The sequence below is a fragment of the Microbacterium sp. 1154 genome, assembly GCF_031455375.1.
Taxonomy (GTDB): Bacteria; Actinomycetota; Actinomycetes; order Actinomycetales; family Microbacteriaceae; genus Microbacterium.
Genome location: NZ_JAVDSN010000006.1, coordinates 107363 through 134076, shown reverse-complemented (window position 1 = coordinate 134076; position 26714 = coordinate 107363). Strand labels below are relative to the sequence as shown.

At 72.2% G+C, this 26714-nt stretch carries 24 protein-coding genes; 11 read left to right on the top strand and 13 right to left on the bottom strand.

Annotated elements, in window-relative coordinates; genetic code table 11:
* Positions 1-263 precede the first annotated feature (263 nt).
* Together J2X55_RS15945 and J2X55_RS15940 are read right to left on the bottom strand one after the other, a co-directional pair.
* Positions 264-890, bottom strand: a complete 627-nt coding sequence (locus J2X55_RS15945; protein ID WP_309824603.1) for a hypothetical protein — start codon at positions 888-890, stop codon at positions 264-266.
* A gap of 4 nt (positions 891-894) precedes the next feature.
* A complete protein-coding gene (locus tag J2X55_RS15940; RefSeq protein WP_309824601.1) occupies positions 895-2439 on the bottom strand; it encodes an ATP-dependent DNA ligase in 1545 nt (514 codons plus the stop codon).
* Between the two features lie 215 nt (positions 2440-2654).
* Here J2X55_RS15940 and J2X55_RS15935 point away from each other — a divergent pair, with 215 nt between their 5' ends.
* Positions 2655-4304 (top strand): RecQ family ATP-dependent DNA helicase, encoded by a 1650-nt coding sequence (locus J2X55_RS15935; RefSeq protein ID WP_309824600.1) that lies wholly within the window; start codon positions 2655-2657, stop codon positions 4302-4304.
* Positions 4305-4395: 91 nt separating this feature from the next.
* Here the strand turns inward: J2X55_RS15935 and J2X55_RS15930 are convergent, their stop codons facing one another.
* The 5 genes from J2X55_RS15930 to J2X55_RS15910 form a co-directional block, all read right to left on the bottom strand.
* Positions 4396-4803 carry a hypothetical protein gene (locus J2X55_RS15930; protein WP_309824598.1) on the bottom strand — a complete coding sequence of 136 codons (408 nt, stop codon included), beginning with the start codon at positions 4801-4803 and terminating at the stop codon, positions 4396-4398.
* Between the two features lie 48 nt (positions 4804-4851).
* Entirely contained in the window at positions 4852-5628 is a 777-nt protein-coding gene (locus J2X55_RS15925) for an LLM class flavin-dependent oxidoreductase (RefSeq protein ID WP_309824597.1), read from the bottom strand.
* Positions 5625-6506, bottom strand: a complete 882-nt coding sequence (locus tag J2X55_RS15920) for an LLM class flavin-dependent oxidoreductase (protein WP_309824594.1) — start codon at positions 6504-6506, stop codon at positions 5625-5627. The genes J2X55_RS15925 and J2X55_RS15920 overlap by 4 nt, the downstream gene beginning before the upstream one ends.
* A 303-nt stretch (positions 6507-6809) precedes the next feature.
* Positions 6810-9326, bottom strand: a complete 2517-nt coding sequence (locus J2X55_RS15915; RefSeq protein ID WP_309824592.1) for an ATP-dependent Clp protease ATP-binding subunit — start codon at positions 9324-9326, stop codon at positions 6810-6812.
* An 87-nt stretch (positions 9327-9413) separates the two neighbouring features.
* Positions 9414-10244 (bottom strand): hypothetical protein, encoded by an 831-nt coding sequence (locus J2X55_RS15910; protein ID WP_309824589.1) that lies wholly within the window; start codon positions 10242-10244, stop codon positions 9414-9416.
* A 120-nt stretch (positions 10245-10364) separates the two neighbouring features.
* Here J2X55_RS15910 and J2X55_RS15905 point away from each other — a divergent pair, with 120 nt between their 5' ends.
* The 4 genes from J2X55_RS15905 (at position 10365) to J2X55_RS15890 (ending at position 13146) form a co-directional block, all read left to right on the top strand.
* A complete protein-coding gene (locus J2X55_RS15905) occupies positions 10365-11171 on the top strand; it encodes an EI24 domain-containing protein (RefSeq protein WP_115920881.1) in 807 nt (268 codons plus the stop codon).
* Between the two features lie 24 nt (positions 11172-11195).
* Positions 11196-11345, top strand: a complete 150-nt coding sequence (locus tag J2X55_RS15900) for a hypothetical protein (protein WP_013585971.1) — start codon at positions 11196-11198, stop codon at positions 11343-11345.
* A gap of 53 nt (positions 11346-11398) precedes the next feature.
* Entirely contained in the window at positions 11399-12502 is a 1104-nt protein-coding gene (locus J2X55_RS15895) for a methyltransferase (RefSeq protein ID WP_309824583.1), read from the top strand.
* 74 nt (positions 12503-12576) lie between these two features.
* Positions 12577-13146, top strand: a complete 570-nt coding sequence (locus J2X55_RS15890) for a hypothetical protein (protein ID WP_309824582.1) — start codon at positions 12577-12579, stop codon at positions 13144-13146.
* A 14-nt stretch (positions 13147-13160) separates the two neighbouring features.
* Here J2X55_RS15890 and J2X55_RS15885 read toward each other — a convergent pair whose 3' ends face one another.
* Positions 13161-13625: a DUF3817 domain-containing protein gene (locus J2X55_RS15885; RefSeq protein ID WP_309824581.1), complete on the bottom strand. Its 465-nt coding sequence runs from the start codon at positions 13623-13625 to the stop codon at positions 13161-13163.
* Between the two features lie 397 nt (positions 13626-14022).
* Between J2X55_RS15885 and J2X55_RS15880 the strand changes: the two genes are divergently transcribed.
* Genes J2X55_RS15880 through J2X55_RS15870 form a run of 3 tightly spaced genes read left to right on the top strand, consistent with a single transcriptional unit; the run spans position 14023 to position 16775 of the window.
* The gene (locus J2X55_RS15880; protein ID WP_309824580.1) at positions 14023-14979 is read left to right on the top strand and encodes an FUSC family protein; all 957 of its coding nucleotides are present in this window, start codon (positions 14023-14025) and stop codon (positions 14977-14979) included.
* 15 nt (positions 14980-14994) lie between these two features.
* Complete coding sequence (locus tag J2X55_RS15875) at positions 14995-15855, top strand: ribokinase (RefSeq protein WP_115920891.1); 861 nt, start codon at positions 14995-14997, stop codon at positions 15853-15855.
* Positions 15852-16775: a nucleoside hydrolase gene (locus J2X55_RS15870; RefSeq protein ID WP_115920893.1), complete on the top strand. Its 924-nt coding sequence runs from the start codon at positions 15852-15854 to the stop codon at positions 16773-16775. Before J2X55_RS15875 ends, J2X55_RS15870 begins: the two co-directional genes overlap by 4 nt.
* Before the next feature lie 9 nt (positions 16776-16784).
* Here J2X55_RS15870 and J2X55_RS15865 read toward each other — a convergent pair whose 3' ends face one another.
* Positions 16785-16952, bottom strand: coding sequence for a hypothetical protein (locus J2X55_RS15865; protein WP_181906569.1), 168 nt, complete (start codon positions 16950-16952; stop codon positions 16785-16787).
* Positions 16953-17048: 96 nt separating this feature from the next.
* Here J2X55_RS15865 and J2X55_RS15860 point away from each other — a divergent pair, with 96 nt between their 5' ends.
* A complete protein-coding gene (locus tag J2X55_RS15860) occupies positions 17049-17996 on the top strand; it encodes an ATP-binding protein (RefSeq protein WP_309824577.1) in 948 nt (315 codons plus the stop codon).
* On the opposite strand, the gene J2X55_RS15855 is transcribed toward J2X55_RS15860, so the two are convergent.
* Together J2X55_RS15855 and J2X55_RS15850 are read right to left on the bottom strand one after the other, a co-directional pair.
* Positions 17976-19754, bottom strand: coding sequence for a hypothetical protein (locus J2X55_RS15855; protein ID WP_309824576.1), 1779 nt, complete (start codon positions 19752-19754; stop codon positions 17976-17978). The genes J2X55_RS15860 and J2X55_RS15855 overlap by 21 nt on opposite strands.
* Complete coding sequence (locus J2X55_RS15850; RefSeq protein WP_115920899.1) at positions 19751-20422, bottom strand: response regulator transcription factor; 672 nt, start codon at positions 20420-20422, stop codon at positions 19751-19753. The genes J2X55_RS15855 and J2X55_RS15850 overlap by 4 nt, the downstream gene beginning before the upstream one ends.
* Before the next feature lie 170 nt (positions 20423-20592).
* Between J2X55_RS15850 and J2X55_RS15845 the strand changes: the two genes are divergently transcribed.
* The gene (locus tag J2X55_RS15845) at positions 20593-22524 is read left to right on the top strand and encodes an Hsp70 family protein (protein WP_115920901.1); all 1932 of its coding nucleotides are present in this window, start codon (positions 20593-20595) and stop codon (positions 22522-22524) included.
* Positions 22525-22649: 125 nt separating this feature from the next.
* The gene (locus J2X55_RS15840) at positions 22650-23186 is read left to right on the top strand and encodes a sigma-70 family RNA polymerase sigma factor (protein WP_115920903.1); all 537 of its coding nucleotides are present in this window, start codon (positions 22650-22652) and stop codon (positions 23184-23186) included.
* A gap of 57 nt (positions 23187-23243) precedes the next feature.
* On the opposite strand, the gene J2X55_RS15835 is transcribed toward J2X55_RS15840, so the two are convergent.
* Positions 23244-26246: an AAA family ATPase gene (locus tag J2X55_RS15835; RefSeq protein ID WP_309824571.1), complete on the bottom strand. Its 3003-nt coding sequence runs from the start codon at positions 26244-26246 to the stop codon at positions 23244-23246.
* Positions 26231-26704 carry a hypothetical protein gene (locus J2X55_RS15830; protein WP_309824570.1) on the bottom strand — a complete coding sequence of 158 codons (474 nt, stop codon included), beginning with the start codon at positions 26702-26704 and terminating at the stop codon, positions 26231-26233. Before J2X55_RS15830 ends, J2X55_RS15835 begins: the two co-directional genes overlap by 16 nt.
* Positions 26705-26714 lie beyond the last annotated feature (10 nt).

Sequence of the window (26714 nt, the reverse complement as noted above, 5' to 3'; positions counted from 1 at the left end):
CAAGGCTGCTACGCGGGCGCGCGGACCCGCCGGGGCGCGGTCAGCTCACGGCATCACGGACGCGGGACGCGCGCCTTGCGGGACGCGCGCCTCGCGGGATGCGCGCCTCGCGGGATGCGCGCCTCGTGGGCACGCTCGCCCTCACTTTGAGTGTCCAGAACACCCGGACGATTTCGACGGGCGTCCGGGTGTTTTGGACACTCAACAGGGCGAAGAGGTGGGGCGGGCCGCTCGGCTCCGCGCGCGGGTGTGGACCCGCGCCGTCAGCGGCGCTCGGCGCCGGGGGCGACGTGGGTCAGCACGCGCGACCACACCGACGTGAGCGTGACCTCGCCGGTGACCGAGTCGATCTCGTCGGGGTGGACGACCTCGGCGGCGCCCGACCGCAACCGATCGACGTACCATGCGGCATCGCCCTGTCCCGCCGGGCCGTCCTGACCCACGAGCACCAGGACGTCGGCCGCGAGATCGTCGAGCAGCGGCGTGCGCAGGTCGCGACTCAGCGCATCGGTCGGGCTCTGGACGCCGACGATCGCGACACGGTCCACGACCCCTCCCATCGCCGCCGCGAGGTAGAGCGCGATCGGTCCCGCGGACCGCTCCCCCACGACGCCGACCGCCGCACCCGGGGCCTCGCGTTCGAGCAGGGCCTTCAGCGCCTCGACCGTGAGCCCCGCGGGGGTCTGCCCGCCGAACACCGGCGGATCCTCGAGTTCCGGCGCGTCGAGGCCGACCGCGACGATCCGCACATCGAAGCCCGAGGTCACCCGGGCATCGGGATCGGTGGTGGCAACGTCGCCGGTACGGAGGACGAAGACGGCTCGCGGGGCGCCGGGGGCGCCGAAGCTGCGGTAACCGAGCTCGCCATCGAGCCAGGGAGCCAGACTCATCGTGTCATCCTTCCGTCGCTGCTCCGCCGCCGGGCAGCAGCGCGCGCAGGGTGTCGATCGTGTCGGCCTCGGCCGCCGTCTTGTCGGAACGGTAGGTCTTCACCCGGGCGAAGCGCAGCGCCACGCCGCCGGGGTACCGTACGGACCGTTGCACGCCGTCGATGGCGATCTCGACGACGGTGTCGGGGGCCACGCGAATACCGCCCGGCAGCTCGCCGGTCTGCCGCTCGGCGAAATGCGCCGTCTGCCACCGCAGCAGGTCGTCGGTCAGGCCCTTGAAGGTCTTGCCGACCATCACAAATCCGCCGGGGTCGCCGAAACGACCCTCGGGGTCGCGTGCGCCGAGATGCAGGTTGGACAGCCATCCCGAACGCCGCCCCGACCCGTATTCGACGCCGAGAACGACGAGGTCGAAGGTGTGGACCGGCTTCACCTTGAGCCAGCTCTTACCGCGCCGTCCCGCGGTGTAGGGGTCGTCGAGGCCCTTCACCATCACGCCCTCGTGACCGGCGGCGAGGGCATCGCGGGCGAAAGCGTCGGCGACCTCGACGTCGTCGGTGAGCACGGCGGGGATGCGGTGCTCCCTCGCGACCCGCTGCAGCTCGTCGAGACGGGTGGCGAGCGGTTCGTCGACCAGGTCGCGACCATCGACGTGGAGGATGTCGAAGAACCAGGGCCGGAGGGCGATCTCCCGCGCCGTCTCGGCGCCGAAGCGCGCCATCGTGTCTTGGAACGGCCGCGGGCCGCCATCCTCGTCGAGCGAGAGCGTCTCGCCGTCGAGGATGACGTCGTCGACCGGGAGGGATAGCGCGACCTCGACGATCTCGGGGACGCGATGGGTGATGTCGGCGAGCGTCCGGGTGAACACGCGCACCTCGTCGCCGTGCCGATGCACCTGGACTCTCGCGCCGTCGAGCTTGTACTCCACGGACGCGCGACCCGCGACCGTCATCGCCTCTGCCACGCTCGTCGCCGTCGAGGCGAGCATGGGTTGCACGCCGCGGCCGACCACGAGTCCGACCGCCGCGAGATCGTCGGCGGTGCCCGTCAGCGCGATGCGCGTCGTCTCGCCCAGATCGCCCGACAGCATGGCGGCCCGGCGCACCAGGGCGCCGTCGCGATCGGAGGCCCGGGCCACGGCATCCAGCAGCACGCCCTCGAGGGCACCGGTTCGCAGCTCTCCCGTCATGATGCGGATGAGCAGGTGCCACTCCGGCGCCGTCGCCCGAGCGGCGAGTTCGTCGAGGAGGCGCGTGCGAACGGCCGCCGAACCGGCGCCGCCGATCTGCGTCAGCCCCGTGAAGGCGTCGTCGACGTCGCCGATGGTCAGGGTCGGTTCGTCGGCGTGGTCGCCGTCGCGGGCCGAGAGCGTGCGCCAGCCCACGCCGAGGCGGCCCTGACGCGGTGAGGCGGTGAGCAGCCCGACCGCCGGCTCGATCTCGTCCGGGTCCAGTCCGCGGAGGAGCGTCGCGAGGGCGTCGACCTTGGCCAGGCGCGAGCGCGTGTTCGTCACCGCCGCGAGCGCGGTCTCGATGTCGACGAAGAGCATGTCGGCATCCTGGCATCCCCCTCCGACATCGAGTCGGCTCTTGTGCGGGTCGCTCGGCGGTGTCATGCATCGGCGAGGGACACGGCCTCTTTCGAAACGGTGGCGTTTTCCGGCCGCGGCGTCGCGAGAACAGATCGGGCCCCACCTCGCAACCCCCGGGGCGATGTCGGAGGTCTGAAGTGTGCTGGGGGTCCTCCACCCAGGAATGAGGTCTCGTGAACGCTCCCGCCACACTCGAACAGTCCGCCCGTACCGCCCGCGAGGTGTTCGGGTGGGACGATCTGCTGCCGGGTCAGGCCGAGGCCATCGATGCGGTCGTGAGCGGACGCGACACCCTCGTCGTCTTCCCCACCGGCGCCGGCAAGTCGGCCGTGTACCAGATCGCGGGCTGCGAACTGGGCGGGACGACCGTGGTCATCTCGCCGCTCCTCGCCCTGCAGCGCGACCAGATCGACTCGATCGACGCGGCCCCCGACGCCCCCGCCGCCGTCGCCCTGAACTCCCGCACCAGCGCGGCCGCCAAGAAGAAAGCGTGGGCCGCCATCGAGGGCCCCGACGCCGTGTACGCCTTCCTGGCTCCCGAGCAACTCGCCAACGCGGAGGTCTTCGACCGACTCGCGAAGGCCGACGTGCGTCTCGTCGTCATCGACGAGGCGCACTGCGTCTCGGCCTGGGGCCACGACTTCCGCCCCGATTACGCGCGCATCGGCGACGCCATCGAAGCGCTCGGCCACCCCCCGGTGCTGGCGTTGACCGCCACGGCATCCGCTCCGGTCCGAGACGACATCGTGTCGAGCCTGGGCATGCGCGAGCCCCACCTCGAGGTGCGCGGAATGGACCGCCCCGAGATCCACATGGCGGTCCGCCGGCACGAGCACGACGCCGACAAGCGTCGCGCCGTCATCGCGGATGTCCAGGATGCCGGCGGCCCGGCGCTGCTCTACGTGGCGACGCGCAAGGGCACCGACTCCTACGCCGAGGAGCTGCGGGAGCTGGGCCTGCGGGCCGCGGCATACCACGGCGCGATGGCACAGAAGAAGCGCGACGAAGTGCACTCCGCCTGGAGCGCGGGAGAGCTCGACGTGGTGGTGGCGACCTCGGCGTTCGGCATGGGCGTCGACAAGAGCGACGTGCGCCTGGTCGTGCACGCCGACGTGACCGAGTCGCTGGACGCGTACGCTCAGGAGATCGGCCGTGCAGCGCGTGACGGGCAGCCCGCTCGGGCGATCCTGCACTACCGCGCCGAGGACTTCTCGCTGCGCTCCTTCTTCGCCGGCGGCCACACCAAGCGCGCCGACATCGCGGGCGTGTGGGACGTGCTGCAGCGGGCCGCGGAGCCCCAGCGGGCGAAGGACATCGCCGACGACAGCGGACGCTCGGTGCGGGCGATCGGCCGGGTTCTCAACCAGCTCGTCGCGTGCGAGCTCGCCGTGTCGGGCCCGGACGGCGTCTCGGCACGGTCGAAGGCATCGGCGGGCGACGCGGTCAGCGCCGTCCGCGAACGCGATGAGGCCGAGGAGCGCATCCGCGCCTCGCGCATCGAGATCATGCGCGGGTACGCCGAGACGACGCACTGCCGTCGGCGGGCGCTGCTCGAGTACTTCGGCGTCGAGTCCCCGGCCCAGTGCGGGTCGTGCGACCGGTGCGACGCGGGCACCGTCGCCCCGGTCGATGAAGCGGCGGAGTCAGCGGACGATGACGGCATCCGGATCGACTCCACCGTCGAGCACGGTGAGTTCGGCACCGGCACGGTCATGGCGATCGAGGACGACCGGCTCACGGTGTTCTTCGCCGACCACGGGTACAAGGTGCTCGCTCGCTCGGCGTTCGAGAACGGCATCCTGGAGCTCGGCGAAGCGGCGTAGGGCGCGGGAGTTCGCCGCGGGTTCCGCCGTTCCGGGGGCCGCTCGAACGGGCGCGAGCGTCAGCGCACCCGCCTCGAAGCACTCCGGGGCGTCAGCGTGCCCGCGTCGACCACCACGCCCACGCAACGAGCGGGATCTGCAGGAACAGGCGGACGAAACGCGCGCGGTCGGTGTTCAACCCGGGCGCCGAGCGCCCGGTCCGCCACTGGTGCACGTTGCCGGGGAACACCGCGACGAACAAGGCGGCGATCGCCGCGCCGATGCGTCCGCGTTCCCGCGGGAGCGCGACGAGGGCGACACCCAGGACGACCTCGACGGCTCCGGATGCCACGACGATGGCGTCCTTGTCGGTTCGGAGCAGGCGCGTGGCCCACCCCGGGACGACGATCCGGTAGCCGCGGCGACCCCACGTGACATGGCCGACCCCGGCCCCCACGAGCAGAAGGGCAAGGGCCCCGCGGGCGACGGAGCGGACGGTGAGACCTGTGCGGCGCGGCATCCGGTCAGTCTGTCACCCGTGCGCGGGGCCGGGGCCGCCCCGGTGGGCTCAGCCCGGGGCCGGTGCCGTCCTCCGCGCGAACTCGACGTAGGCCTCGACCGTGTCTTCGGGCACGATCGCGCGCAGCACCACCTCGTTCGCCGCCGCCGTGTAGGCCTCGAGCGCGTCCGCGAGTTCGGTGACGTCGCGGATCGTCGTGTCGGCGGCAGTTACCCCCATCCGCGCGAAGTTGGCGGCGTAGTTCGGGAACGACGCGTAGAGGGCGGTCTCGGCGTCGAGGCGCTCGCGCGCAGCCGGAACGATCGCCGTGCGGACGTACACGGCGATGTGGGCGGCCGGCGCGATCGCGTGCAGGGCCTCGGCCTGAGCGCGGGCCTCGACCGGCGGAACCCAGTTCAGAAGCACACCCTCGGCGAGCTCTGCGCCCGTGCGACGCATCTTCGGTCCCAGCGCACCGACCAGCACGCGGGGCACGCCCGCCTCGTGAAGCACCGCGATGGCCTCGGTCACCCGCGCGAGGGCACCCTGCTTCGCCATGCCCGAGCCGATTCCGAGCGTCAAGCGATCCAGCGGAAGACCCAGCGACGCCACGTCAGCGGCGATCGCGTCGGCGGGTCGGCGGTCGACGGGGATGACGCCCGTCGCGAGGCGAAGTCGATCGGTGACCCGCGCGGCGGCGGCGAGCGCCGCGAGGGCGTCGCCGTCGGGGGTGTCGTTGATCCACAGAGTGTCGAAGCCTGCGCTCTCGACGGCCGGGGCGATCTGTGCGACCGCCTCGGGCCCGAGCGATCCGGCGAGACCGAGAGAGACGGCACCGCGCGTCATGACACCCCTCCCGCGTTTGGCACGGCCACCGCGACCTGGCCCACCGCAGAGAAGAACGCGGCGAGGTCGACGTCGTCGGTGGGGAGCAGCACGACGTCGTCGACGCCCGCTGCCTGGAAACGGGCGACCCCTTCGGCGACCTCGGACACGGAGCCCGCGAGCACGCGGTCTGCCGCATCTTCGCGATCCGCGAGCACCGCGGTCGCGCGCTCGCGGGCGTCGGGACCGAAAGCCGTCAGCACGTAGGCGACGACATCGACGCGGCCTTCGCGGTTCGCCTCGGCCCGACCCTCCTGCACGATCTGCACGGCGGTCGCGACCTCGTCGACGGTGTGCTTGCTGTCGAGCACCACTCCGTCGGCCACGGCCCCCGCGAGGGCGAGGGTCTTGGGGCCCTCGGCGGCGGCGTAGACGCGGGGGGCCTGTGCGGGCGGCCAGTCGAGGCTCACGTCGCGGAGCTTCACGTAACGCCCCTCGGTGCTGACGGTCTCGCCCGCGAGCAGGGACCGCAACGCGGGCAGCTGCTCGTTCATGAGCGTCAGCGGCGAGGCGGCCTTGGCCCCGACCTGGCGCATCCAGTCCTGCACGCCATGGCCGAACCCCGGCAGAAGGCGCCCCGGGAACATGCGCTCGATCGTGGCGATCTCCATCGCCGACGCCGCGACGTTGCGCAGCGGCAGGGGCGCGATGCCGACGCCGATGCGCAGGTGGTCGGTGACGGCGAGAGCCGCGGCCGCGGCCGCCCACGCCGAGGAGCGGAAGCAGTCCTCCCACAACCAGAGTTCTTCGACCCCCGCGTCTTCGGCCGCTCGCGCGGCGTCGCGGAGCTGCTCGGGCGGATGCGGGTACGGGCTGAAGATCGTGCCGATACGACTCATGCCTCTACTCTGCCGCGAACCTCGGACATCGGGGTGCGCGTCGGACGTTCCGATCGCCCGCCCCCGCCCGGTCGACCGCGGTGCCGATGCCGGATGTCCCGCACGTCCGACCGTGCCATGCTCCGGAACTACCCGCCAGCCACGGCGCAATCTCCGCCATCGACGCCCGGGAGAGCGGCATCCCTCCGGAGCCCGGAACGCGACAGCCGCTCAGCGGTCCGCGTCGCACGGTCGTACGGGCTGACGCCGCCCGCACACGCCGAACGCCCCGGAGCCGGAGCCCCGGGGCGTTGAAACGTCGTCCTACGCGGCGAGCGCCCGCGCGGCGGAGGAGACGGTGAAGCCGGACACCGTGGCATCCACCGTGACCGCTCCCCCGTCGCCGAGCTCGCCCGACACGAACAGGTCGGCGATGCGATCGTCGACTTCGCGCTGGATGACCCGACGCAGCGGCCGGGCGCCGTACTCGGGCTCGTACCCGAGCTCGGCGAGCCGGTCCACCGCGGCGTCGGTGATCTCGAACGACACGTCGCGCGACGCCAGCCGCCGCGAGGTCGCTCCCAGCAACAGCCCCACGATCTGGCGCAACTGCGCCTTCTCGAGCTTGCGGAACAGCACGATGTCGTCGATGCGGTTGAGGAACTCCGGTCGCATGGCCTCGCGCAGCTTGCCCATCACGCGGTCGCGCAGGTCGGCGTCGGCGAACTCGCGGCCCGTGGTGGTGAAGCCGATGGCGCCCGAGCGGGATGCCAGGAACTCGGCGCCCAGGTTCGAGGTCATCACGATCACCGTGTTGCGGAAGTCGACCGTGCGTCCCTGACCGTCGGTGAGCCGGCCGTCGTCGAGCACCTGCAGCAGCAGGGTGAACACGTCGGGGTGGGCCTTCTCGATCTCGTCGAACAGCACGACCGCGTAGGGGTTTCGGCGCACGCGCTCGGTGAGCTGGCCCGCCTCGTCGTAGCCGACGTATCCCGGAGGGGCACCGATCAGCCGCGACACCGTGTGGCGCTCACCGAACTCGCTCATGTCGAATCGGATCACCGCGGCGTCGTCGTCGAACAGCGAGCCCGCGAGAGCCTTCGCGAGCTCGGTCTTCCCGACGCCGGTGGGGCCGAGGAACAGGAACGAGCCGACCGGGCGGTTCTCGTCTCCCATGCCGGTGCGATTGCGACGCACGGCCTTGGCGACGGCGGCGACCGCGTCGTCCTGGCCGATCACGCGGGCGTGCAGCTCGGTCTCGAGTTCAGTGAGGCGCCCGCGCTCGGTCGCGGTGAGGCGGGCCACCGGGATGCCGGTGGCGCGGCTGATGACCGCGGCGATCTCGGGCTCGTCGACGACGGCGGCGGCGCGGGGGCCGGCCGTCGCCTCGTCGAGCCGCTGCTGCACGGAGGCCATCTCATCGCGCAGGCGCGAGGCCTCCTCGTAGTGCTCGGCCGAGACGGCCGCGTTCTTGTCGGCCTCGAGGGTCGCGAGACGCTCGAGCAGGGACGTGGTGTCGACGGTCACGCCCAGGCGCAGCCGCAGACGCGCGCCCGCCTGGTCGATCAGGTCGATGGCCTTGTCGGGCAGCACGCGGTCCGGCAGGTACCGGTCGCTCAGTTCGACGGCGGCGCGCAGGGCCTCGTCGGTGTAGCGGACGGCGTGGTGCTCCTCGTACGCCGAGCGCAGGCCGCGCAGGATCTCCACGGCATCCGGGATCGACGGCTCGCCCATGCGAACGGGCTGCAGGCGCCGCTCGAGCGCCGGGTCCTTCTCGATCGTGCGGTACTCGCGCAGCGTCGTGGCGCCGATCAGGTGCACGTCGCCGCGGGCCAGTCGGGGCTTGAGGATGTTGCCGGCGTCCATGGACCCGTCTCCGCTGCCGCCCGCGCCCACGAGGGTGTGCACCTCGTCGATGAAGACGACGAGCTTGTCGGATGCCGCGATCTCATCCATCGTCTGGGTGAGGCGCTCCTCGAAGTCGCCGCGGTACCGCGCGCCCGCGAGCATCGCCGCGAGGTCGAGCGAGACCACGCGCGTCTCGCGCAGCTGCTCGGGAACGTCGCCCGCGACGATGGCGCGGGCGAGACCCTCGACGACGGCGGTCTTGCCGACGCCGGCCTCGCCGATCAGCACGGGGTTGTTCTTCGTGCGACGGCTGAGGATCTCGATGGTCTGCTCGATCTCGTCGGACCGACCGATGACCGGGTCGAGTTCTCCCGCGAGGGCCCGGGCCGTGAGGTCGGTGCCGAATCGGTCGAGACTCGGAGTGGCGGATGCCGACTCGGCGGGCGCTTCGGTCTCGTCACCGCCCATGACGGTCTCGCGCACGCCCTGGGTGAGCGCTTCGGCGGTGACTCCGGCCTGCGCGAGGATCTGCCCCGCGGGTGCGTCCTGGGCCAGGACGAGGGCGAAGAAGAGGTGGTCGGGGTCGACATAGGTGGAACCGGCGGCGCGGGCCACCTGGAAGGCGTGGAACAGGGCGCGCTGCACGGAGCCGGCGACGACGGCACCGTCGACGTTCGCGGGGCTCGCGGCGGCGGGCAGGCGGCTCTCGGCGGCGCGTGCGATCGCGGCGGGGTCGGCGCCGAGGCGCGCGACGGCTTCCTTCGCGGGCGAGCGCCCGACGAGCACGTGCAGCACGTGAAGCGCGTCGAGCTCGCGCTGACCGCGGCCGAGCGCGTAGCGTCCGGCTTCTTGAAGGGCGTCCTGCGTGCGGGCGCTGAGGAAGCGGCTGAGGTCGATCGAGCGCTCGGCTCGCGCTTGCTCGCCGGCGAGGTAGCGGGCCAGGAACTCGTCGAACGACTGGGCGCCGTCGCCGGGGGTGAAGTCTTCGGGCAATTCCGTCTCCTGAGATACGTGAGTGCAGTCCGCTCAAGTTTGCTACTTGAGCGCCGTCGTATCAACTTCAACGCGGGTTTACCGCATCTATTCCCGGAGCGTCGGATCGACCTCGTTCCAGAGCTCCACCGTCTGAACGAGCCAGAACACCGCGAACAGCGCGAGGGCCACCGACTCGCCCACGAGCACGACCGGAAGACCCGAGCGGCCCCCTCCCGACAGCACCCCGACGACGAGCAGGACGAGGGTCAGCACGATCCCGATGGCCACGGCCGCGTAGGCGCGACGCACTCCCCGCCGGAGCCGCCCCGCTCGCTGCGGCCTCCACGCCGCGATCGACGCCACCGCCGCGATCAGCACGAAGAACGCCACCGCCGCGACCTCGTGAGCCCACCGGAGAAAGGCGTCCGGCGCTATCGCCGCCCACACCGCTCCCCCGGCGATGAGTGAGACGATGACCCCGATGGTGAGCGCCACCCCGCGACTCGCGGTGCCCTGCACGCGCGACAGGATCCCCGCAGCGATCACCCCGAGGAGGACCACGGATGCCACGGCCGCGGCGTTGTTCGCCACGGTCGGTCGCACCTCGGGCGGCACGCACTGCGCCGCGTCGAGGCACGCGCTCGACGAGACCGCGGTCGGGACGAAGGCGATCACGAGGGCGAGCACCGCCGCGATATCGAGCAGGCCCTGCTCGAGGCTGCGCCCCGACAGGGCCAGCAGAGCGAGGGCCACCGCGCTCAGCGCGCCCGTGAACACCGGACCCGCGGGCGTGTAATAGGCCGCGCTGACCGATAGCAGTCCGTCGCCGCTCGCGAGCTCGAGACCGACACCCACGGCGAGGAAGACCGTCGCACCGATCAGCGCCAAGCGGACGTACCGGTAGGTACGTTGCATCGACGTGGTGCGGATGCGCATAGCGGCATCCTGGCATCCCCCTGCGACATCGCCGCAGCACGCACCCCGCGGACGGGAGCGCCGGACGGGGCGGGCGCAACCTCGTCGGTCGATGTCGGCGGTGTCTGTCAGAATCCCGGCATGCGCGAATTCCTCGCCGGGGCGGCCCTGCTCGCCCGCGGTCTCGGTCAGTGGCGTCGCACGCCCGGGGCGATGGCCCTCGGGCTCATCCCGGGGGCCGTGGTCGGGCTGATCTTCGGCGCGGCGCTCGTGACCTGGGGTCTCGTCCTGCCCGGTCTCGTCGACGACTGGACGCCGTTCGCCGACGCGTGGGCTCCCTTCTGGGCCGGCGCTCTGCGCACCGCGATCGGCCTGGCGTCGTTCGGGGCGGCACTTCTGCTCGTCGTCGTCTCGTTCACCGCCGTCACGCTCGCCGTGGGCGAGCCGTTCTACGACCGCATCTGGCGCGCGACGGAACGCAGCGCCACGGGCGTGGTCCCCGACGTCGAGTACGGGTTCTGGCGGGCTGTCGGCGACAGCGTGCGTCTCATCCTCCGCGGCATCCTTGCCGCTGCCCTCGCGTGGCTCATCGGCCTCGTCCCCTTCGTCGGCGGAGTCCTGGGGTTCGTCACCGGGGTGCTGCTGACCGGGTGGCTGCTGGCCGACGAGCTGACCTCGCGCGCCCTCTCCGCCCGGGGACTCGACAGGCGCGCTCGAAAAGGGCTCCTCCGCACCCATCGCGCACGTGCCCTCGGTTTCGGCGTCGCGACACAGCTGTGCTTCCTCGTCCCGCTCGGGGCGGTGGCGGTCATGCCGGCAGCCGTCGCCGGCAGCACGCTGTGGGCGCACGCGGCACTCGGCATCCCTCCGCGCTCGAGCGGCACCCCGGGCACTCTGCCCGCGCAACCCGCCCCTGTGGCGGACGCACCCGCAGACTCGGCACGATAGCCTGGAGCGACCGAAGGGATCCTCATGTTCATCGTCTCTCTCATCCTGTTCGTCGGCGGCATGCTGCTGACCGGCCTCTCGTTCTCTCTCGCCGCTCCCGCGCTGTTCTTCGCGCTCGGCATCATCCTCGTCTCGGCCTCGCTGGCCCTGCCGTTCCACTTCGGCACCCGCTGAGCCCGCATCTCGGTCAGGCACCGCGTCACGTCACCCCCGGGTAGCGTGGTCCGGTGCCTTTCTCGTTCGACGCCCTGCGTCGCCGCCCCGATCTCGAGGGCCCCGATCTCACCGCCGTCGACGCCGCCGACCGTCTGATCCTCGACGAGTCCGCCGACGCGCGAGCCGGCCTCGGCGAGGGGGAACTCGTCGTGATCGGCGATGCGTACGGAGCACTCACTCTGGCGGCGGCGGATGCCGGAGCACGCGGCATCCGGATCCAACAAGACGAGCTGCTGGGCGAGGAAGCCCTGTCGCTGAACGCCGCCGACGTCGGGCTCGAGGGCGCCTTCGAGTCCCGAACCCTCGATGCCGACCTGCTGATCGACGCCCGCGTCGTGCTGCTACGCCTCCCCCGGTCGCTGCAGGCGCTGTCCGACATCGCCGGCCTCATCGCCCTCCACGCGCACCCCGACGTCGTCGTCTTCGCGGGCGGCCGCCTCAAGCACATGACGGTGTCGATGAACGAGGTGCTGCGGCGGTTCTTCGAACGCGTCGACGTCTCGCACGCGCGGCAGAAGTCGCGCGTCCTCACCGCCCGCGGTCCGCACGACGGCGCAGCCCCCGAGCCGGAGGCCGCCGAGGTCGACGGCATCCGGATCCGCGCCTTCGGCGGGGCCTTCGCTGGTGCGTCGATCGATATCGGGACGCGTCTGCTGCTCGCGCACCTCCCCGCGCCGCGCGCAGACCAGGCCATCGACCTCGCCTGCGGAACCGGGGTGGTCGCGTCGGCCCTGGCCGTGCGGCATCCCTCCCTGCGGGTGATCGCGTGCGATCAGTCGGCGATCGCCGTCGCCTCCGCGCGGGCTACCGCCGAGGCCAACGGGGTCACCGACCGCGTGAGCGTGGTGCGCGACGACATGCTGCGATCGCAACCGGATGCCACGGCCTCGTTCATCGCGTTGAACCCGCCGTTCCACGCGGGTGCGGCCATCAACGAGGGCCTCGCTCCCCGAATGTTCGCCGACGCGGCGCGCGTGCTCGAGACGGGCGGCGAGCTGTGGACGGTGTGGAACAGCTCCCTGCAGTACCGCTCATCGCTGGAGCGGCTCGTCGGTCCCACGCGTCAGGTGGCGCGCGACCGCAAATTCACGGTCACGGTCTCGACGAAGCGCTGACCGTCCGGGGCGAGCCGTGGCGCGCACCCCGTTCGCGGCGTAGATTTCGTCCGACGTCGACGAGGAGGTGCGCCGTGCGGATCCGAAGCGCCGCTCCCGCTCTCGTCGCGGTCGTCGTCCTCGCGGGGGTGCTCGCACCCGGCGCCACCGCCACCGGAGCCCCGGCGACCGGCACCGTGCGGGCGGATCCTCTCTCCGATGCGCTCACCGCCCCGCTCCTCGCGGACTGCTCGAGCATCACCGACAACGGCCGCGGCTACGCCCGCGTCCACGGCATCGACCTGTGCGGTGCCGACAGCACACCGCTGTCGGAGCCCCTGCGCACGGAGGTCGTGGGCGGGGAGGAGTGCGGGTCGACGACACTGGCGATGACCAGTCGCGGCGGCGGCCTCGCAGCGATCGACTGGCGGGTGAGCTCCGAAACGGGCCCGATCGTCGCCGTCGAACTCGACCTCGCCTTCGCGAGCCCCGCGAGCGACGAGATGCGTCACTTCTCCGACCGGTCCCCCCGCGTCCACGCGCACGACGGCACGGTCGCCTTCCTCGGCGTGGGGCGCGCGACGGCCACCCTGTCGGGGACGGTCGAGACCTTCACGGCGACCTGCCGCATCGTGCCCGCGAGCGTGCGCATCCTTGTGCGCTGACGCGAGGCGCGTGGTCAGCCCTTACCGCCAGGAGGACCCACGGAGAGCAGCACGACGAAGACGAGCGCGACCACGGCCACAAGCACGAGCGCCAGGGCCCACGGCCGGCGCAGGAAGAAGCGGAGCAACCGGTCGAGCGGCCGGCGATCGCGCGGGTCGCCGCTGTCGTCGAGGCGCCACGCGCCCCGCAGACGCCCGGTGCGGTGCAGCCAGATCTCGGTGGGGATCGTGGCGTACGGGATCACGGCGCTGACCACCGCGATCGCGGTCGGCCCGAGACCCCATCGCTGATTCAGCGCCACGAGCACCGCCGTCGCGCCGTAAGCGAGGAACACGAAGCCGTGGATCCCCCCGCCGATCGACACCGCGACGGGCAGGTCGGCCACGGCGCGCAGGACCAATCCGCCGATCAGGAGCGTCCACGACACCGCCTCGGCGATCGCGAGCGTGCGAAACAGGGTCAGGGGCGTGCGGAACACGTCTCTCCTCGTTCGGGTGCGGGGGCTTCCCACCCTACGCAGAACGCCCCGCCGCCCACCGGCGCACCGTTCGACGTCGAAGCGTCACTCGATCGGCTGATCGTCCCCGTCCAGCGAGGGGTCCGACCTCGCCCCCTCCGCCGCCGTCGAGGTGTCGGGCTCCGGGCCGGGCTCGACCGGGGTCTTCTCGCGTTCGACATCCATCGCTCCACCCCATCAGATGGAGCAAGGGATGCCACGCCCTTGACGCCACAGCATCCCTCCGCTCGCGACCGTCGACGACGCGACCCCGCCCGGCGTTGCCGAGCCGGGCGCGTAGGCTGAAGGGATGGCGGAATCCCGGGGGCGTGTGTGGACCGGGGTCATCCGCGTGGGGCCGCATCGCGGGGATCATCGTGTGGCTCTCCGCGCCGTTCTGAGCGTCGGCGTGCCGCTCCTCGTGCTCCTGGCGCTCGGCCGGCTCGACCTGAGCGTCTACGCGAGCTTCGGGGCCTTCGCCGCGCTCTACGGCCGCACCGACCTGCCCCGCACCCGCGTGCGCATGCAGGCCGTGGCGGGCGCGGTCCTGGTTTCGTGCATGCTCATCGGAACGGCCCTCTCGGCCCTGTCCACCCCCGCACTCGCGAGCGTCGCCGTCGTCGCGGCTCTGGCCGCGGTCGTGACCCTCTTCGCCTACCGGGCCCAGTGGCACCCGCCCGGCGCGCTCTTCGCCGTCTTCGCCGCGGGCGCCACCGCGAGCTTCCCGGCCACCGGGGGGACGTTCCTGACAGTGCTCGTCGTGGGCGGCGCCAGCGTGCTGTGGAGTCTGCTCGTGACGTGCGTCTTCGTCCTCGCCCGCCGCGGCTCCTGGCGGCGCCCGCCGCGGACGCGCCCGGCCATCGGCGCGGTCGCGTGGGAGATGACGGCGACCGTCGGCGTCGCGGCTCTTCTCGCCGGCGTCGTGGGAGCCCTTCTCGTCGGAACCCACTGGTACTGGGCGATGGTGGGTGCCGTCGCCGCCGTCGGCGGAGCGCACGTCACGGCGCGCGTCATCCGCGGCGCTCAACGACTCGTCGGCACCCTTCTGGGCGTGCTGATCGCCGCGGGTCTTCTCGCCCTCGACCTGCCGCCGGTGATCGTCCTGCTCGTCGCCGTGGCGCTGCAGGCGGGAGCGGAACTGTTCGTCGGCCGCAACTACGGAATCGCGATGCTGTTCATCACCCCGCTCGCCCTGCTCATGGTGTCGCTCGCCTCCCCCGTCGCCCCCGAGCTGCTGCTGCGCGACCGCGTGATCGAGACGGTCATCGGCGTCGCGGTCGGAACCCTCGTCGCGATCGTGTCGGCGGGCCTGCGCCGCCGCTCCGCGCGCACCTGAGCGCCCGGTCCCGGCATCCCCTCTCATCGGAAGGCCCCCGCCATCTCTCCCCAGCTCACCGTCGTCGGCGCCATCAACGTCGACCTCACCGCTCGCGTCCACCGCTCCCCCGGCCCCGGCGAGACCGTCGCCGACGGGGTCCTCGACCGCGGCCCCGGGGGCAAGGGCGCCAATCAGGCGGTGGCCGCGGCCCGCCTCGGCGCCGACGTGCGGCTCGTGGGCGCCGTGGGCGACGACGCGGAGGGTCACGGCATCCGGGAACGCTTCGCCGCGATCGGCGTCGACGCCTCGGGCGTGCAGACCGCGGACGCCGCGACGGGAACCGCCCTCATCGTCGTCGACGCGACCGGCGAGAACTCGATCGTCGTCTGCGCGGGCGCGAACGCCGCGATCGACGCCGACGCGCTCGGCATCGCGCCCGGATCCGCGGTCCTGCTGCAGCTGGAGGTCTCGGATGCCGTCGTCTCAGCCGCCGCGCGCGCGGCGGGCTTCCTCGCGGTCAACGCCGCCCCCGCCCGACCGCTGCCGGTCGACGTGCTCGAGCGGTGCGACCTCGTCATCGTGAACGAGACGGAGTACGCGCAGCTGCCCGAGGTGCACGACGCTCCCCTGCTCTGCGTGACGCTCGGGGCCGAGGGCGCGAGGCTCTACCGCCACGGAGAGCTGGTGGCCTCGGCTGCGGGCGTGCCCACGACCGTCCGCAACACCGTCGGCGCGGGAGACGCGTTCTGCGCGGCGCTCGTCGTCGGCCTGCTTCGCGGCGACGCCGAGACCGACGCCCTCGCCCGCGCCTGCGCCGTCGGATCCGCCGCCGTCGCCGACGACGCCTCGCAACCGGCGCTCGACGCCCTCGATACCTACGGAGTCCCCGCATGAGCCGCCGCCCGATCCTCGTCGACTGCGACACCGGCATCGACGACGCCCTCGCCCTCGCCTACCTGCTGGCCGAGCCGTCCGTCGAGATCGTCGGCGTCACGACCGTCTCGGGCAATACGGATGCCGCCCGCGCGGCCGCCAACACCCTGTCGCTGTTCGAGCTCGCCGGCGAAGACGACATCCCGGTCGCGATCGGCGCCCATGATTTCCGCGGCCGCGCCTACGCCGGTGGCGCCCCGCACGTGCACGGCGACGACGGGCTCGGCGGCATCGCCCTGACGGCGGCAGCCCGCGCCCACGATGCCCGCGCGGCGGTCGAGCTGATCGACCACCTCGCGTCACGGCATCCGGACCTCACCGTTCTGGCCCTCGGACCTCTGACGAACCTCGCCGCCTACGCCGAGGCACCCGGGGTCGCGCGGTTCGACCGCCTCGTCGTGATGGGCGGCGCGTTCGCCCATTCGGGCAACGTCACCGCGTGGGCCGAGGCCAACATCCACAACGACCCCGAGGCCGCCGCCGTCGTGTTCGCTCAGGACTGGGACACCACGCTCGTGCCGCTCGACGTCACGATGACGCAGACCCTGGATGCCACCGACCTGGTGCGCCTCGAAGCGATCCCCGGGGCCCTGCCGCACGCGTTGGCGCGCATGCTGCCGCACTACCTCGACTTCTACGCGGGGGTCTTCCCCGACCGGCGCTGCGCACTGCACGACCCGCTGGCCGCGATGGTCGCCGCGGGGGCGCTGCGCGGCGTCAGCGTCTCGGCAGGAACGGTCGACGTGCGGCTGGAGCGGGGCGAGCGCGGTCGGACGGTGTCGTCGAGCGGATCCCGGACGCAGAGATGGGTCCGCGCGATGGAGGGGTCCGCCGCCGAGGTCCTGCTGGAGCGGCTCGAAGCGCGGGAGTGGCCGAGCTGAGTCTTCGCTCTAGCGACGACGGCGGCGCTTGAGCCAGGCGCCGAATCGGGACGTGTGGCGGTCGGTGAACTCGTTCGCGAGACGGAACGCCTCGTCGCCGACGTCCGCACCGGCGGTGATGGCCTCGATGGCGCGCAGGGCGCGCTGCTCCTGGTCGTCATGCGCGTCGCGGGCCATGGGTCCAGAGTAGGAGCATCCGGAACTCCCCCGGCGATGCGGAGACCCGGATCGATCGCCACCGCTCGCCGACAGACGGGCTGATAGCGTCACAGCGTGCGCGCCGAAGACGTGATCGGCGATGCGCTGACCACGGCGCTCACCGCATCGGACACCCCTCCTCCGCCGTCGACACTGCTCGCGACCGTCGCGGAGGCGATCGGCGCGCATCGGTGCGAACTGCGGCTCGGCACGAAGGCACTGAGCTGGAGCGCTCGCGAGGCCGCCCCCGGCGACGACGTCGCGAGCCTCCGACTCGGATCGGACCCCGACATCATCGCCACCGTCGCACCCGCCGCGGCGATGCCCGGTGCCGGCGCATGGCAGCCGCTCCTTCTGCTTTTGACCCCCTACGCCGCCGAAGACGGGGTGTGGCACGCCCGACGTCGACGCCAGGAAGCGGTGCGACGACGGGACGATGTCCGCTGGCGCGCGTCCGCCGACATGGAGCACGAGCGGCGCCGCCTCGAGCGCGACCTCCACGACGGCGCTCAGCACCATCTCGTCGCCCTTCGCATGACGATGGCGATCGCCGAGCACCACCAGCACGAGCAGGGCGACGAGGAACGGCTCGCCCGCCTGCGCGAACAGCTCGACACGGCCGAACGGCTCCTGCTCACCACCGCGCGAGGCGTCTTGCCGCCCACCCTGGCGCGGGACGGGCTGAGCGGCGCTCTCGCCGAGCTCGAGGACGCGAACGTGCAGGTCCGCACCGAGATCGCGAGGCTGCTGCCCGTCGTCGAGTCGGCGCTGTACTACTTCGCCCTCGAAGCCGTCGGCAACGCCCGTCGGCACGCGCCCGGGGCGCGCATCCTCGTCGAGGCGCGACTCGAGGGCGGCCGCGCGCTCGTCCGGGTGAGCGACGACGGTCCGGGTTTCACCGCGAGCGGCGAAGCGGGCGGTCTCGCCTCCCTCGCGCACCGCATCGAGGCGATCGGCGGCGTCCTCGACGTCGACTCCTCGCCCGGCGCCGGGACACGCATCTCAGCCAGCGTGCCGTACTGACGAAGACCTCTCGCGGTCGAGCACACCGGCCGCACTCCGCTGCAGGACCTCGACAGCCCGCCGTCCGGAACCACCCAGACCCGGTCGAGCCGCCGCGCGCTGCCACCGTTCGACGGCGGCGACAGCCGCCGCGTGCACCCGCTCGTCCCCGGCGTCGGGGAGAAGACCGAGGCGGACGCGCGGATCACCGCCCGCAGCGCCGAGGAGGCGCGCTGCGTCGGCATCGACGATCGAGTGCGCCGTGCCGCGCACGTACTCGTCGAGCAGCGCGTCCTCGACGAGTTCGAGGGAGTGAGACCGCAACCGGTCGATCTCCCAGAGCAATGCCGTGGCGCCCGCCCGCGACGCCGACGCGAAGAGCATGTCGAGCGCTCGGCGCGCCACGAGGACCGGTGCCCTCGCCGACAGCGTCGTGACGGCTTCGGCGGGGGCGACGCCGTCACGGAAGACGAGTTGCTCGCTCGACAGCGCGTCGACGAATCCGAGGCGCGGCGCGAGCGCGCACACCACCGCGTCGATCGGCCCCCAGCGGCCCTGACGATCCCGCACCTCGGCGCCGAGCGCCGCATCGGCGGCCTCGTCGCAGAGCACCGTCTGCACGCCCGGCATGGGCGCCGGCGAGGGCCCCTGGACCACGAGCAGGGTCACGGGGGTGGCCAGCGCGTCACGGCAGGCCTCGAGCTCTCCGTCCGGCAGATCCGCGGCATCCAGGAGCGCGGACACGCGCACGTAGATGGGGCGCGCGGCGGTCTGCCGGCTCGAGAGGGGCAGCGAGCTCACGTCGCCGCGATCGGGCATCTCCACGACCACCTCGACCTCCCCGTCGGTTCGCTCCCGCACCCGAAGCTCGCCGCCGAGCGAGCCGATGCGCTCGATCTCCATCCGCAGCGCCCGTTCGACCGCGTCGCCGTCCCGTCCCCTGCCTCGCACCGCCGCGACCAGCCCGGACGCACGGTGAAGTGCCAACGTCAGGGGCGCTCCTGTGCGCGCCATCGCCCGCAGCACACCGGCCACGGCGTGATAGAAACCCGACTCCACGTCCCAGCTCGTCCGACGCCCCAGATCACCGACGACGGTGACGGGCGAGACTGACGCCGCCGCGAGTTCGCGGAGCGTCTCTTCGGCGCCGCACGTGGGCAGCATCGCGGGGAAGACCCCGCGCACCGTGTCGCGCAGTTCATCGATGAGGCGTTCCGTCAACGCGTGGACGGCCGGCCATTCCACGGCTCCCGCGGGCGGCGAGAGCCGACGGCGGAGTTCGGCGACATCGGCGACGGTCGTCGTCGTGAGGCTGTCCACGAGCCGGATGCGCTCCCCCTCGCGCACTCGTCCGGCGCGGACCTCGGCCCGCTCGGCATCCTGCTCGCTCGACAGGGCCTCTTGTCGCGCTCGATCGAGCTCCCGCAGAGCACGGTCGGCGCGCACCGTCGCCCCGAGCCACTCACACGACTCCACCAGCAGCCGTCGCCGTCTCGCGACGGCGAGGTCGGGAGGGGGCGCGATCTCCAGGACCCCGACGCCGGGCACCGCGTGATGATCGGCATGCGCACGCTCGGAGCCCTCGTCGTCCTGAGGCCACGAGGCCAACCGCTGAAGATGCCCGTCGTCGAGGCGTTGCAGCAACCGCAGCCGCGGCGTGGACGCCTCACCATCGGCGAGGCCGAGGGCGAGGTTCTGCAGGAGCGCGAGGAGCAGCGAGTCGCGGGGAGTCGTCGCGATGACGTCCACGATGCGACGGGGCACGCTGCGCGCCGTCATCTGCCGACCCCACCGACCTTCTGCGCCTGCAGGTAGCTCAGCACGGCGAGTACCCGTCGATGGTGCATGGTGGCGTCACCGGGGATCTCGAGCTTCACGAACAGCGACGCGACGTGCTTCTCGACCGCTTTCACCGATACGAACAGCTGCTCCGCGATCGATCGGTTCGCCCGCCCTTCCGCCATCAGTCGGAGCACGTCCAGCTCGCGCTCCCCCAGGCCCGCCATCGCGGTGTCACGATGTTCGCCGATCTCGATGAGCCTGCTCGCGAGGACGGGCTCGATGACGATCTCGCGCGCGTGGATGCGCTCCAACGTGTCGTTGAGCATCTGCACGCCGGCGATGCGCTCCTTGAGACGGTAGCCGATGGCCTCGGTACCGATCTCGAGCATCGCTCGCAGGTAGTGCGACTCCGCGTAGTGCGACAGCATCAACAGCCCGATGTCGGGGTATTGCGCCCGGATCTTCCGGGCGGTCGCCAACCCGCCCTCTTCGCCGGGCGGCATCCGGATGTCGAGGATGGCGATGTCCACCTGCTCCGCACCCAGCGTGAGGAGGAGCTCATCGCCGCCGTCGTGCGCGGCGACGACGTCGTGACCCGCCGCGGCGAGCAGCATCACGAGCCCCTCGCGGAACAAGGTACCGTCGTCGGCGATCGCCACCCGCATCGAAGCCCCGTTCCTCGCGTCACACGGCGTCCAGCCGGCGCGCGCCCTTATGCTATCGCGGCCCCCGGCGACAGACCCCGCGGAGCCGGGTAGGCCCCGTTCACACTATTCATCTAGTGTCTGCCTCGTATCCGGGCTCGATACGGAGCGCGGACACCGGAAGGAGCCCCATGCCATATTCGATCGGCGTAGACCTCGGAGCGACCTCGATCGCGGTCGCCGTGGGCGACGAACTCGGAGTGCGGGCCGCACACCTTTCGCCGCACCTCGTCGAGCCCTCCGTCGCCTTCGTCGCCGCCGATGGCACCATCCTGACCGGCCAGGCAGCGGCCAACGCCGCGCACGAAGACCGGACGCGACTCGTGCGCGGGTTCAAGAGGCGGCTCGGCGACCCCACTCCGATCTTCATCGGCGGCGTCGGCACGGCGCCGGAGGCGCTGATGGCCGCGCAGCTCCGCGACGTCGTCGCCGCGGTGACCGAGGAGTACGGCGAGGCGCCGCAGCGTGTCGTCGTCACGTGTCCCGCCGCGTGGGGTCCTTACCGCCGGGAGCAGTTCGCACGCATCTCCGAGCTCTCCGGCGTGCGCATCGAAGAGATCGTGGCCGATGCAGTCGCCGCCGCGACGTTCTTCGCGCGCGATCGGCGACTGGCCGAGGGCGACATCCTCGCCGTCTTCGACCTCGGGGGTCGGAACACCGAGGCCGCCGTCCTCCGCGTGCAAAGCGATGGGCCCGAGGTGCTCGGCACCCCGGAGGGGATCGAGCATCTCGGCGGAGACGACTTCGACGACGCCGTCCGGGGCCTCATCGACCAACGCCTGGGTGGACGGCTATCGGCCCTGGATCCGGCCGACCCCGACGACGTCGCGATCCTGTCCTCGGTCGACGAGGCGTGTACGAGCGCCAAAGAAGCACTGTCCGTCCACGAAGAGACCGTGGTGCGCCTGGACCTGGACGGAGCCGAGAAGGCGATCACCCTGAAACGGCTCGACCTGGAGAGCAGCATCCGCCCCATGGTGAAGACGGCCGTGGCTGCTCTGCTGCGCTCGATCGCCTCAGCGGGCCTCGACCCCGACGACGTGGACGTCGTCGTCCTCGCGGGCGGGTCGTCGCGCATCCCGCTCGTGGCCGAAGAGGTGTCGTCGATCGGCAAGCCCATAGCCGCCACCCACCTCCCTAAATTCACCGTCGCGCTCGGGGCAGCCGAACGGGCGCGGGCGCGAGCAGGGGGATCCGATCACACCATGCCGGCACGGCCCGACGCTCCCCACGAGACGGCCGCCGCGAAACCTCTGCCGACGACCCTCCTCGCGAGTTCCAGCCCGGGGACGACGGGACGCCCCCGGATCCGTCGGCGCTCGATGCTCCTCGCCGGTCTCGCCGTCGCCGCGGTCGCCGGCGCCGCCATCGTCACCGCCGCCTCGTGGTCGGGACGCGGTGAGACCCCGACAGCGGCGAGCACCGCGGCAAGCCCGGTGGCGAGCGCCCCGCCCACCGTCGTCGCGGCGCCCGCACCGGCCGCCGCCGCGGCCGCGACCACGACCGCCACCCTCGCCTTCCCCATCCTCACCGACGGAAGTTCGACGACCGGGCTCGACTGGTTCGTGCAGTCGAGCGACACGGCCGGCGTGTGGGGTGTGACGCCCTTGGACGAGAAGGAGGCCTCGCGCCCGAACCTCCAGCTGACGCAGACGGATGCCGGCTTCCACGCGGTGTGGACGGGGGACTCCCCCGCCCAGCTGTACGCGCAGAGCTCCGGCGCGTCCATCGACCTCGAAGACATCGCCGACGGCGGCGGAGCACTCGTCTTCGACGTCACACGCAACAGCGGAGCGGCCACGTTCTTCGAGGTCGCCGCGCACTGTGGATATCCCTGCGGCGGCGCGGTCGACATCACGAGCACCATCAACGCCCTCACGGAGGGAGCCACGCAGCGCGTCATCGTCCCGGCCGCCTGCTTCACGGTCTCGGGCTTCGATCCCCGCGCCGTCGACACCCCCTTCGTGGCGTTCGGCACCGGCGCCCTCGACCTGACGTTCTCCGATGTGCGATGGGAGGACCTCGTCGGCGACGACCCGACAGCCGTTCGCTGCGGCACATGACGGGTAGGGACAGCCCCACCCGTCGCGTCGGGATGACGACCCGACACGGGGGATGAGCCCAGAGACAGCGTTTCCGCGCGGTCGGACGATCGAAAAGAACCGTCCACCAAAGGAAGGACTCGTCCATGGGCATCCCCCCGGCCCCGATCGCACACAACACCCCGACCTCGTTCGACCAGCTCGTCACCACGCACCGGCGCGGTCTCGTGCGCTACGCCACGCGTCTGCTCGACGGCGACACCGCCACCGCGGAGGACGTCGTGCAAGAGACCATGCTGCGCGCGTGGAACCACCTCGACCGCCTCACCGAGCAGCGCGGGTCGGTGCGCGGGTGGCTGACGCGCGTGACCCACAACATCGCGATGGATCATCACCGCGCCCGTCGGGCCCGTCCGGCGGAGATCGCCTGGTCGGAATTCGACGCCGAGCGAACGGCATCCGTCGACGACCCCGCGCACGAGGTCGAGGACCGCGTCGTCGTGACGGAGCTTCTCGCCGTCGTGTCGCCGGTGCACCGTGCCACGCTCGCGGAGGTCTATTTCGCCGATCAGACCGCCGCGGCGGCGGCCGAGCGGCTCGGCGTCCCGGTCGGCACGGTCAAGAGCCGCGTGTTCCATGCGCTGCGAGCCATCCGCTCCCAGAGCGCGGCTCTCGTCGCCTGAGACGCACGGAACATCACCCGCCGGGTCCGCACCCGGCGGGTGATGTCGTGTCCGGCGTCAGGCGCCGATGACGCCGGCCGCGGGAATGTCCTCCGGCAGAAGCAGGACGAGGTCGTCCATCGACGGATCCTCGATCGTGCGGGTGCGGCGGGCGTGGTTGGCGATCGCCGCGTCCATGACCTGTCGCGCGTACCGGCCGTTACCGAAGGAGGCCGTGCGATCGACGGCCGTGAAGTGCCCGCGCAGAGCGGCGACCGCGGAGCCCGTGCACTCGTACCCCGAGCTGGTCGCATGCTGGTTCACGATCGTGACCAGCTCGTCCGGCGTGTAGTTCGCGAACCTGACGCGATGCGAGAAGCGCGAGTCCAGACCTGGGTTGGTCGCGAGGAACTGGTCCATCTCGCGCTCGTAGCCCGCCGCGATGACGACGACCTCGTCGCGGTGGTCCTCCATGAGCTTGACGAGCGTGTCCACCGACTCCTTTCCGAAGTCCGCGCCGTTGCCCCCGCCCGACGCGAGCGTGTAGGCCTCGTCGATGAACAGCACGCCGCCGCGCGCGCGGTCGAACGCCTCGGTCGTCCTCCGCGCCGTGTGCCCCACGTACTCGCCGACGAGGTCGGCGCGCGACACCTCGGTGACCTGGCCCTGCGCCAGCACCCCGAGCGCCGTGAGAAGGGAGCCGTAGAGACGCGCGACCGTCGTCTTACCCGTGCCGGGAGGACCCGCGAAGATCAGGTGCCTGCTGAGGGAGGGCGCGGGCAGCCCCGCAGCCTGCCTGCGGCGCGCCGACGTCAGCAGGTCGACCATCCCCTGCACCTCGGTCTTGACGTCGTCGAGCCCGACGAGCTCGCGGAGCGTTCCGAGCAGCTGCTCGACGCGTTCCTCGTCGACGCGGCCGACGCCGGCGCCGATCGCGGATCCGGGCAACGGGCCCAGGTCGTTCGGCACGAGACGCGTGAGGGTGAGCGCGTCCACCTCCGTGAGATTGCCGAGGCGGTAGGCCTGACGGCCGAGCATCTCCTCGAACACCTTGCGCGCCGTGCGACCGTTGCCGAAGGTCTCGTCGCGGGGCAGCTTGGTGAAGTAGTCGTGCAGCGCCGCTCGCGTCTCGAACTCGAGGCTGTAATGGTTCACCCGGCACAACCCCTCGACGATGGTCACCATCTCGGCGGACGAGTAGTCGGCGAACTCGACCGTTCGAGAGAAGCGCGACGACAGACCCGGGTTGGCCGCCATGAATGTGCGCATGTCGTTGGTGTACCCCGCGACGATGACCACGACGTCGTCGCGGTGATCCTCCATGAGCTTGACGAGCGTGTCGATCGCCTCGCCTCCGAAGTCGTTGCTCGACCCCCCGTCCTTCGACAGGGCGTACGCCTCGTCGATGAATAGCACGCCTCCGAGCGCCTTCCCGAACATCTCCGCCGTCTTGATCGCGGTGCCGCCGATGACGGCGGCCACGAGGTCGGGGCGCGCGACCTCGACGAGCTGGCCGGTCCGGAGGATGCCGAGCGCGGCCAGGATCCGCCCGTACAGTCGCGCGACGGTCGTCTTACCCGTCCCCGGCGAGCCCGCGAACACGAGATGTCGCGAGATGGGAGGCGAAGGCAGGCCCGCCTCGGCGCGGCGTTCGGCCATCTGATGCATGCGCACGAGCGTCTCGACCTGGCGCTTCACACTGTCGAGCCCGACGAGCTCGTCCAACTCCGCGAGAAGGCGGTCCAGCTCGCTCGCCCCGTCCGGGCGCGCGGCGGCATCCGTGCCACCGGTGGGCTCCGCCGGGGACGGCCGCTCCACCTCCGTCACCTCGGACTCGTCCCCCTCGTCACCGGTTAGCGGTTCGTCGAGCTCGACGTCGGCGTCGGGATCGACATGCACCGCATCGCCGGCGACGTCTCGCAGGCGAGTCCGTCGAAGTGCACCCGTCGATGAGCCCTGCCACACCGCCCCCTGCCGCCCGCCGCGCACGGAACCGCCTTCGAGCACCAGCCGGGCACTGTCCCGTGCGATCGCCCCGGCGACCTCGGGCTCGACGATCCGCACGTCCGTCAGCGCCGCGGTCGCCTCGTCCGACGCGATCACGCCCGTCCCGGCCGGACGGGAGATCGTGGAGTCGACGAGGGTGACCGACGCGGAGCCCGCGACGACGACGGCATCGTGCCCCGCACCGCGCAGCTCGCACGCCCTCGCCGTCACCTGCGCGCGCTCGACCATGTGCAGCGCGTGGGTCGCGCCGTCGTGGATGCCGACCCCTGTCAGGTCGATGACCGCGTCGGCCATGCCGACGACGCCCTGGCCCCCGGGATTGCGGATCGTGACGTCCGCGAGGGTCGCGGAGCCCCCGGACGTCACGAGCACCCCGATGCCGCCGCCGTCCACGATGACCGTGCCGGTGGCATCCAGGCTCGCTCCGCCTTCGACGGTCATCGCGGCACCGGTGATATCGGCGATCCGGCCGCGTGCGACCGTCACCTGCCCGCCGTCGGCGACGAGCAGGCCGCCGGGAGCCGACGCGATGACGACGTCGACGACGTGGGCGGAGCTCGGGCCTCGCACGACCAGGGCTGTCGTGGCGATGTCGCGGAGCCTGCCGCCGGTGATCTCCGACCGACCGCCCTCGAAGACCAGCACGCCGGCACCGACGTCGTTCGCGACGCGGCTGTCGTGCAGCGACAGCTGCGCGTCGGCCCGCACCACGAGCGCGACCTCCGTCGCTGCCTCGACGGTGCAATCGTCCAACGACAGCGTCCCGGAGGCCACGTCGACGGCCACGTCGCCGTCGGTCCGGGCGAGGGTGAGGCCGGACATCCGCGCCTCCGCCGTGCTGCACACCGCGGGACCGTCGACGCCCTCGATGCGTACCTCACCGGCATCCCCCACGCCCGACAGCGAGACGGAACGGTCGATGACGAGCGACTCGCGGTAGAGACCCGGGCGGATCGAGATGACGTCGCCGTCATCGGCCGAGGCGAGGGCCGACGCGATGGACGGATGACAGTCGGGGAGGTCGGCGGCGACGGTGAGCACGGTGCGCTCCCGTGCGGTCAGTCGAGAGGCCATGTCGTGCCCTTCCAGGCGTCGGGGCGGATCGCCGCGGAGAGGCGCCGCCAGGTCTTCGCGTCGACGGGACGAGGCGGACCCGCGGTGCGCAGGTGCCGCACCAGTTCCGTGTCCGGCGCGATCCAGTACCGTTCCAAGAAGTACGCGCAGGCGTCGCTCCAGACCCAGACGCCGTCCGAGCGGAGCGAGGCGGGGACGGCCGCGTCCTGGCCGCCCACGTGATCGCGCAGCTTCTGGGCGGCATGCAGGATGACGGCGCCGGAGCGCAGCAGTCCCAGCATGTCTTCGCGCTCGACCGGGTCGACGATCACGGGGTGCTCGGGCGCGAACCACGGTGCTCCGTTGTACTGACCGTCGAAGACCCGCGCGATCACCGTCAGCGGGGACGGGCGCAGACGGCGCGCGACCCGGCCAAGGAGGCCCGCCGGACGTCCCCCGTCCGAAGTGTGCTCGCTCATCGTCCCGCCC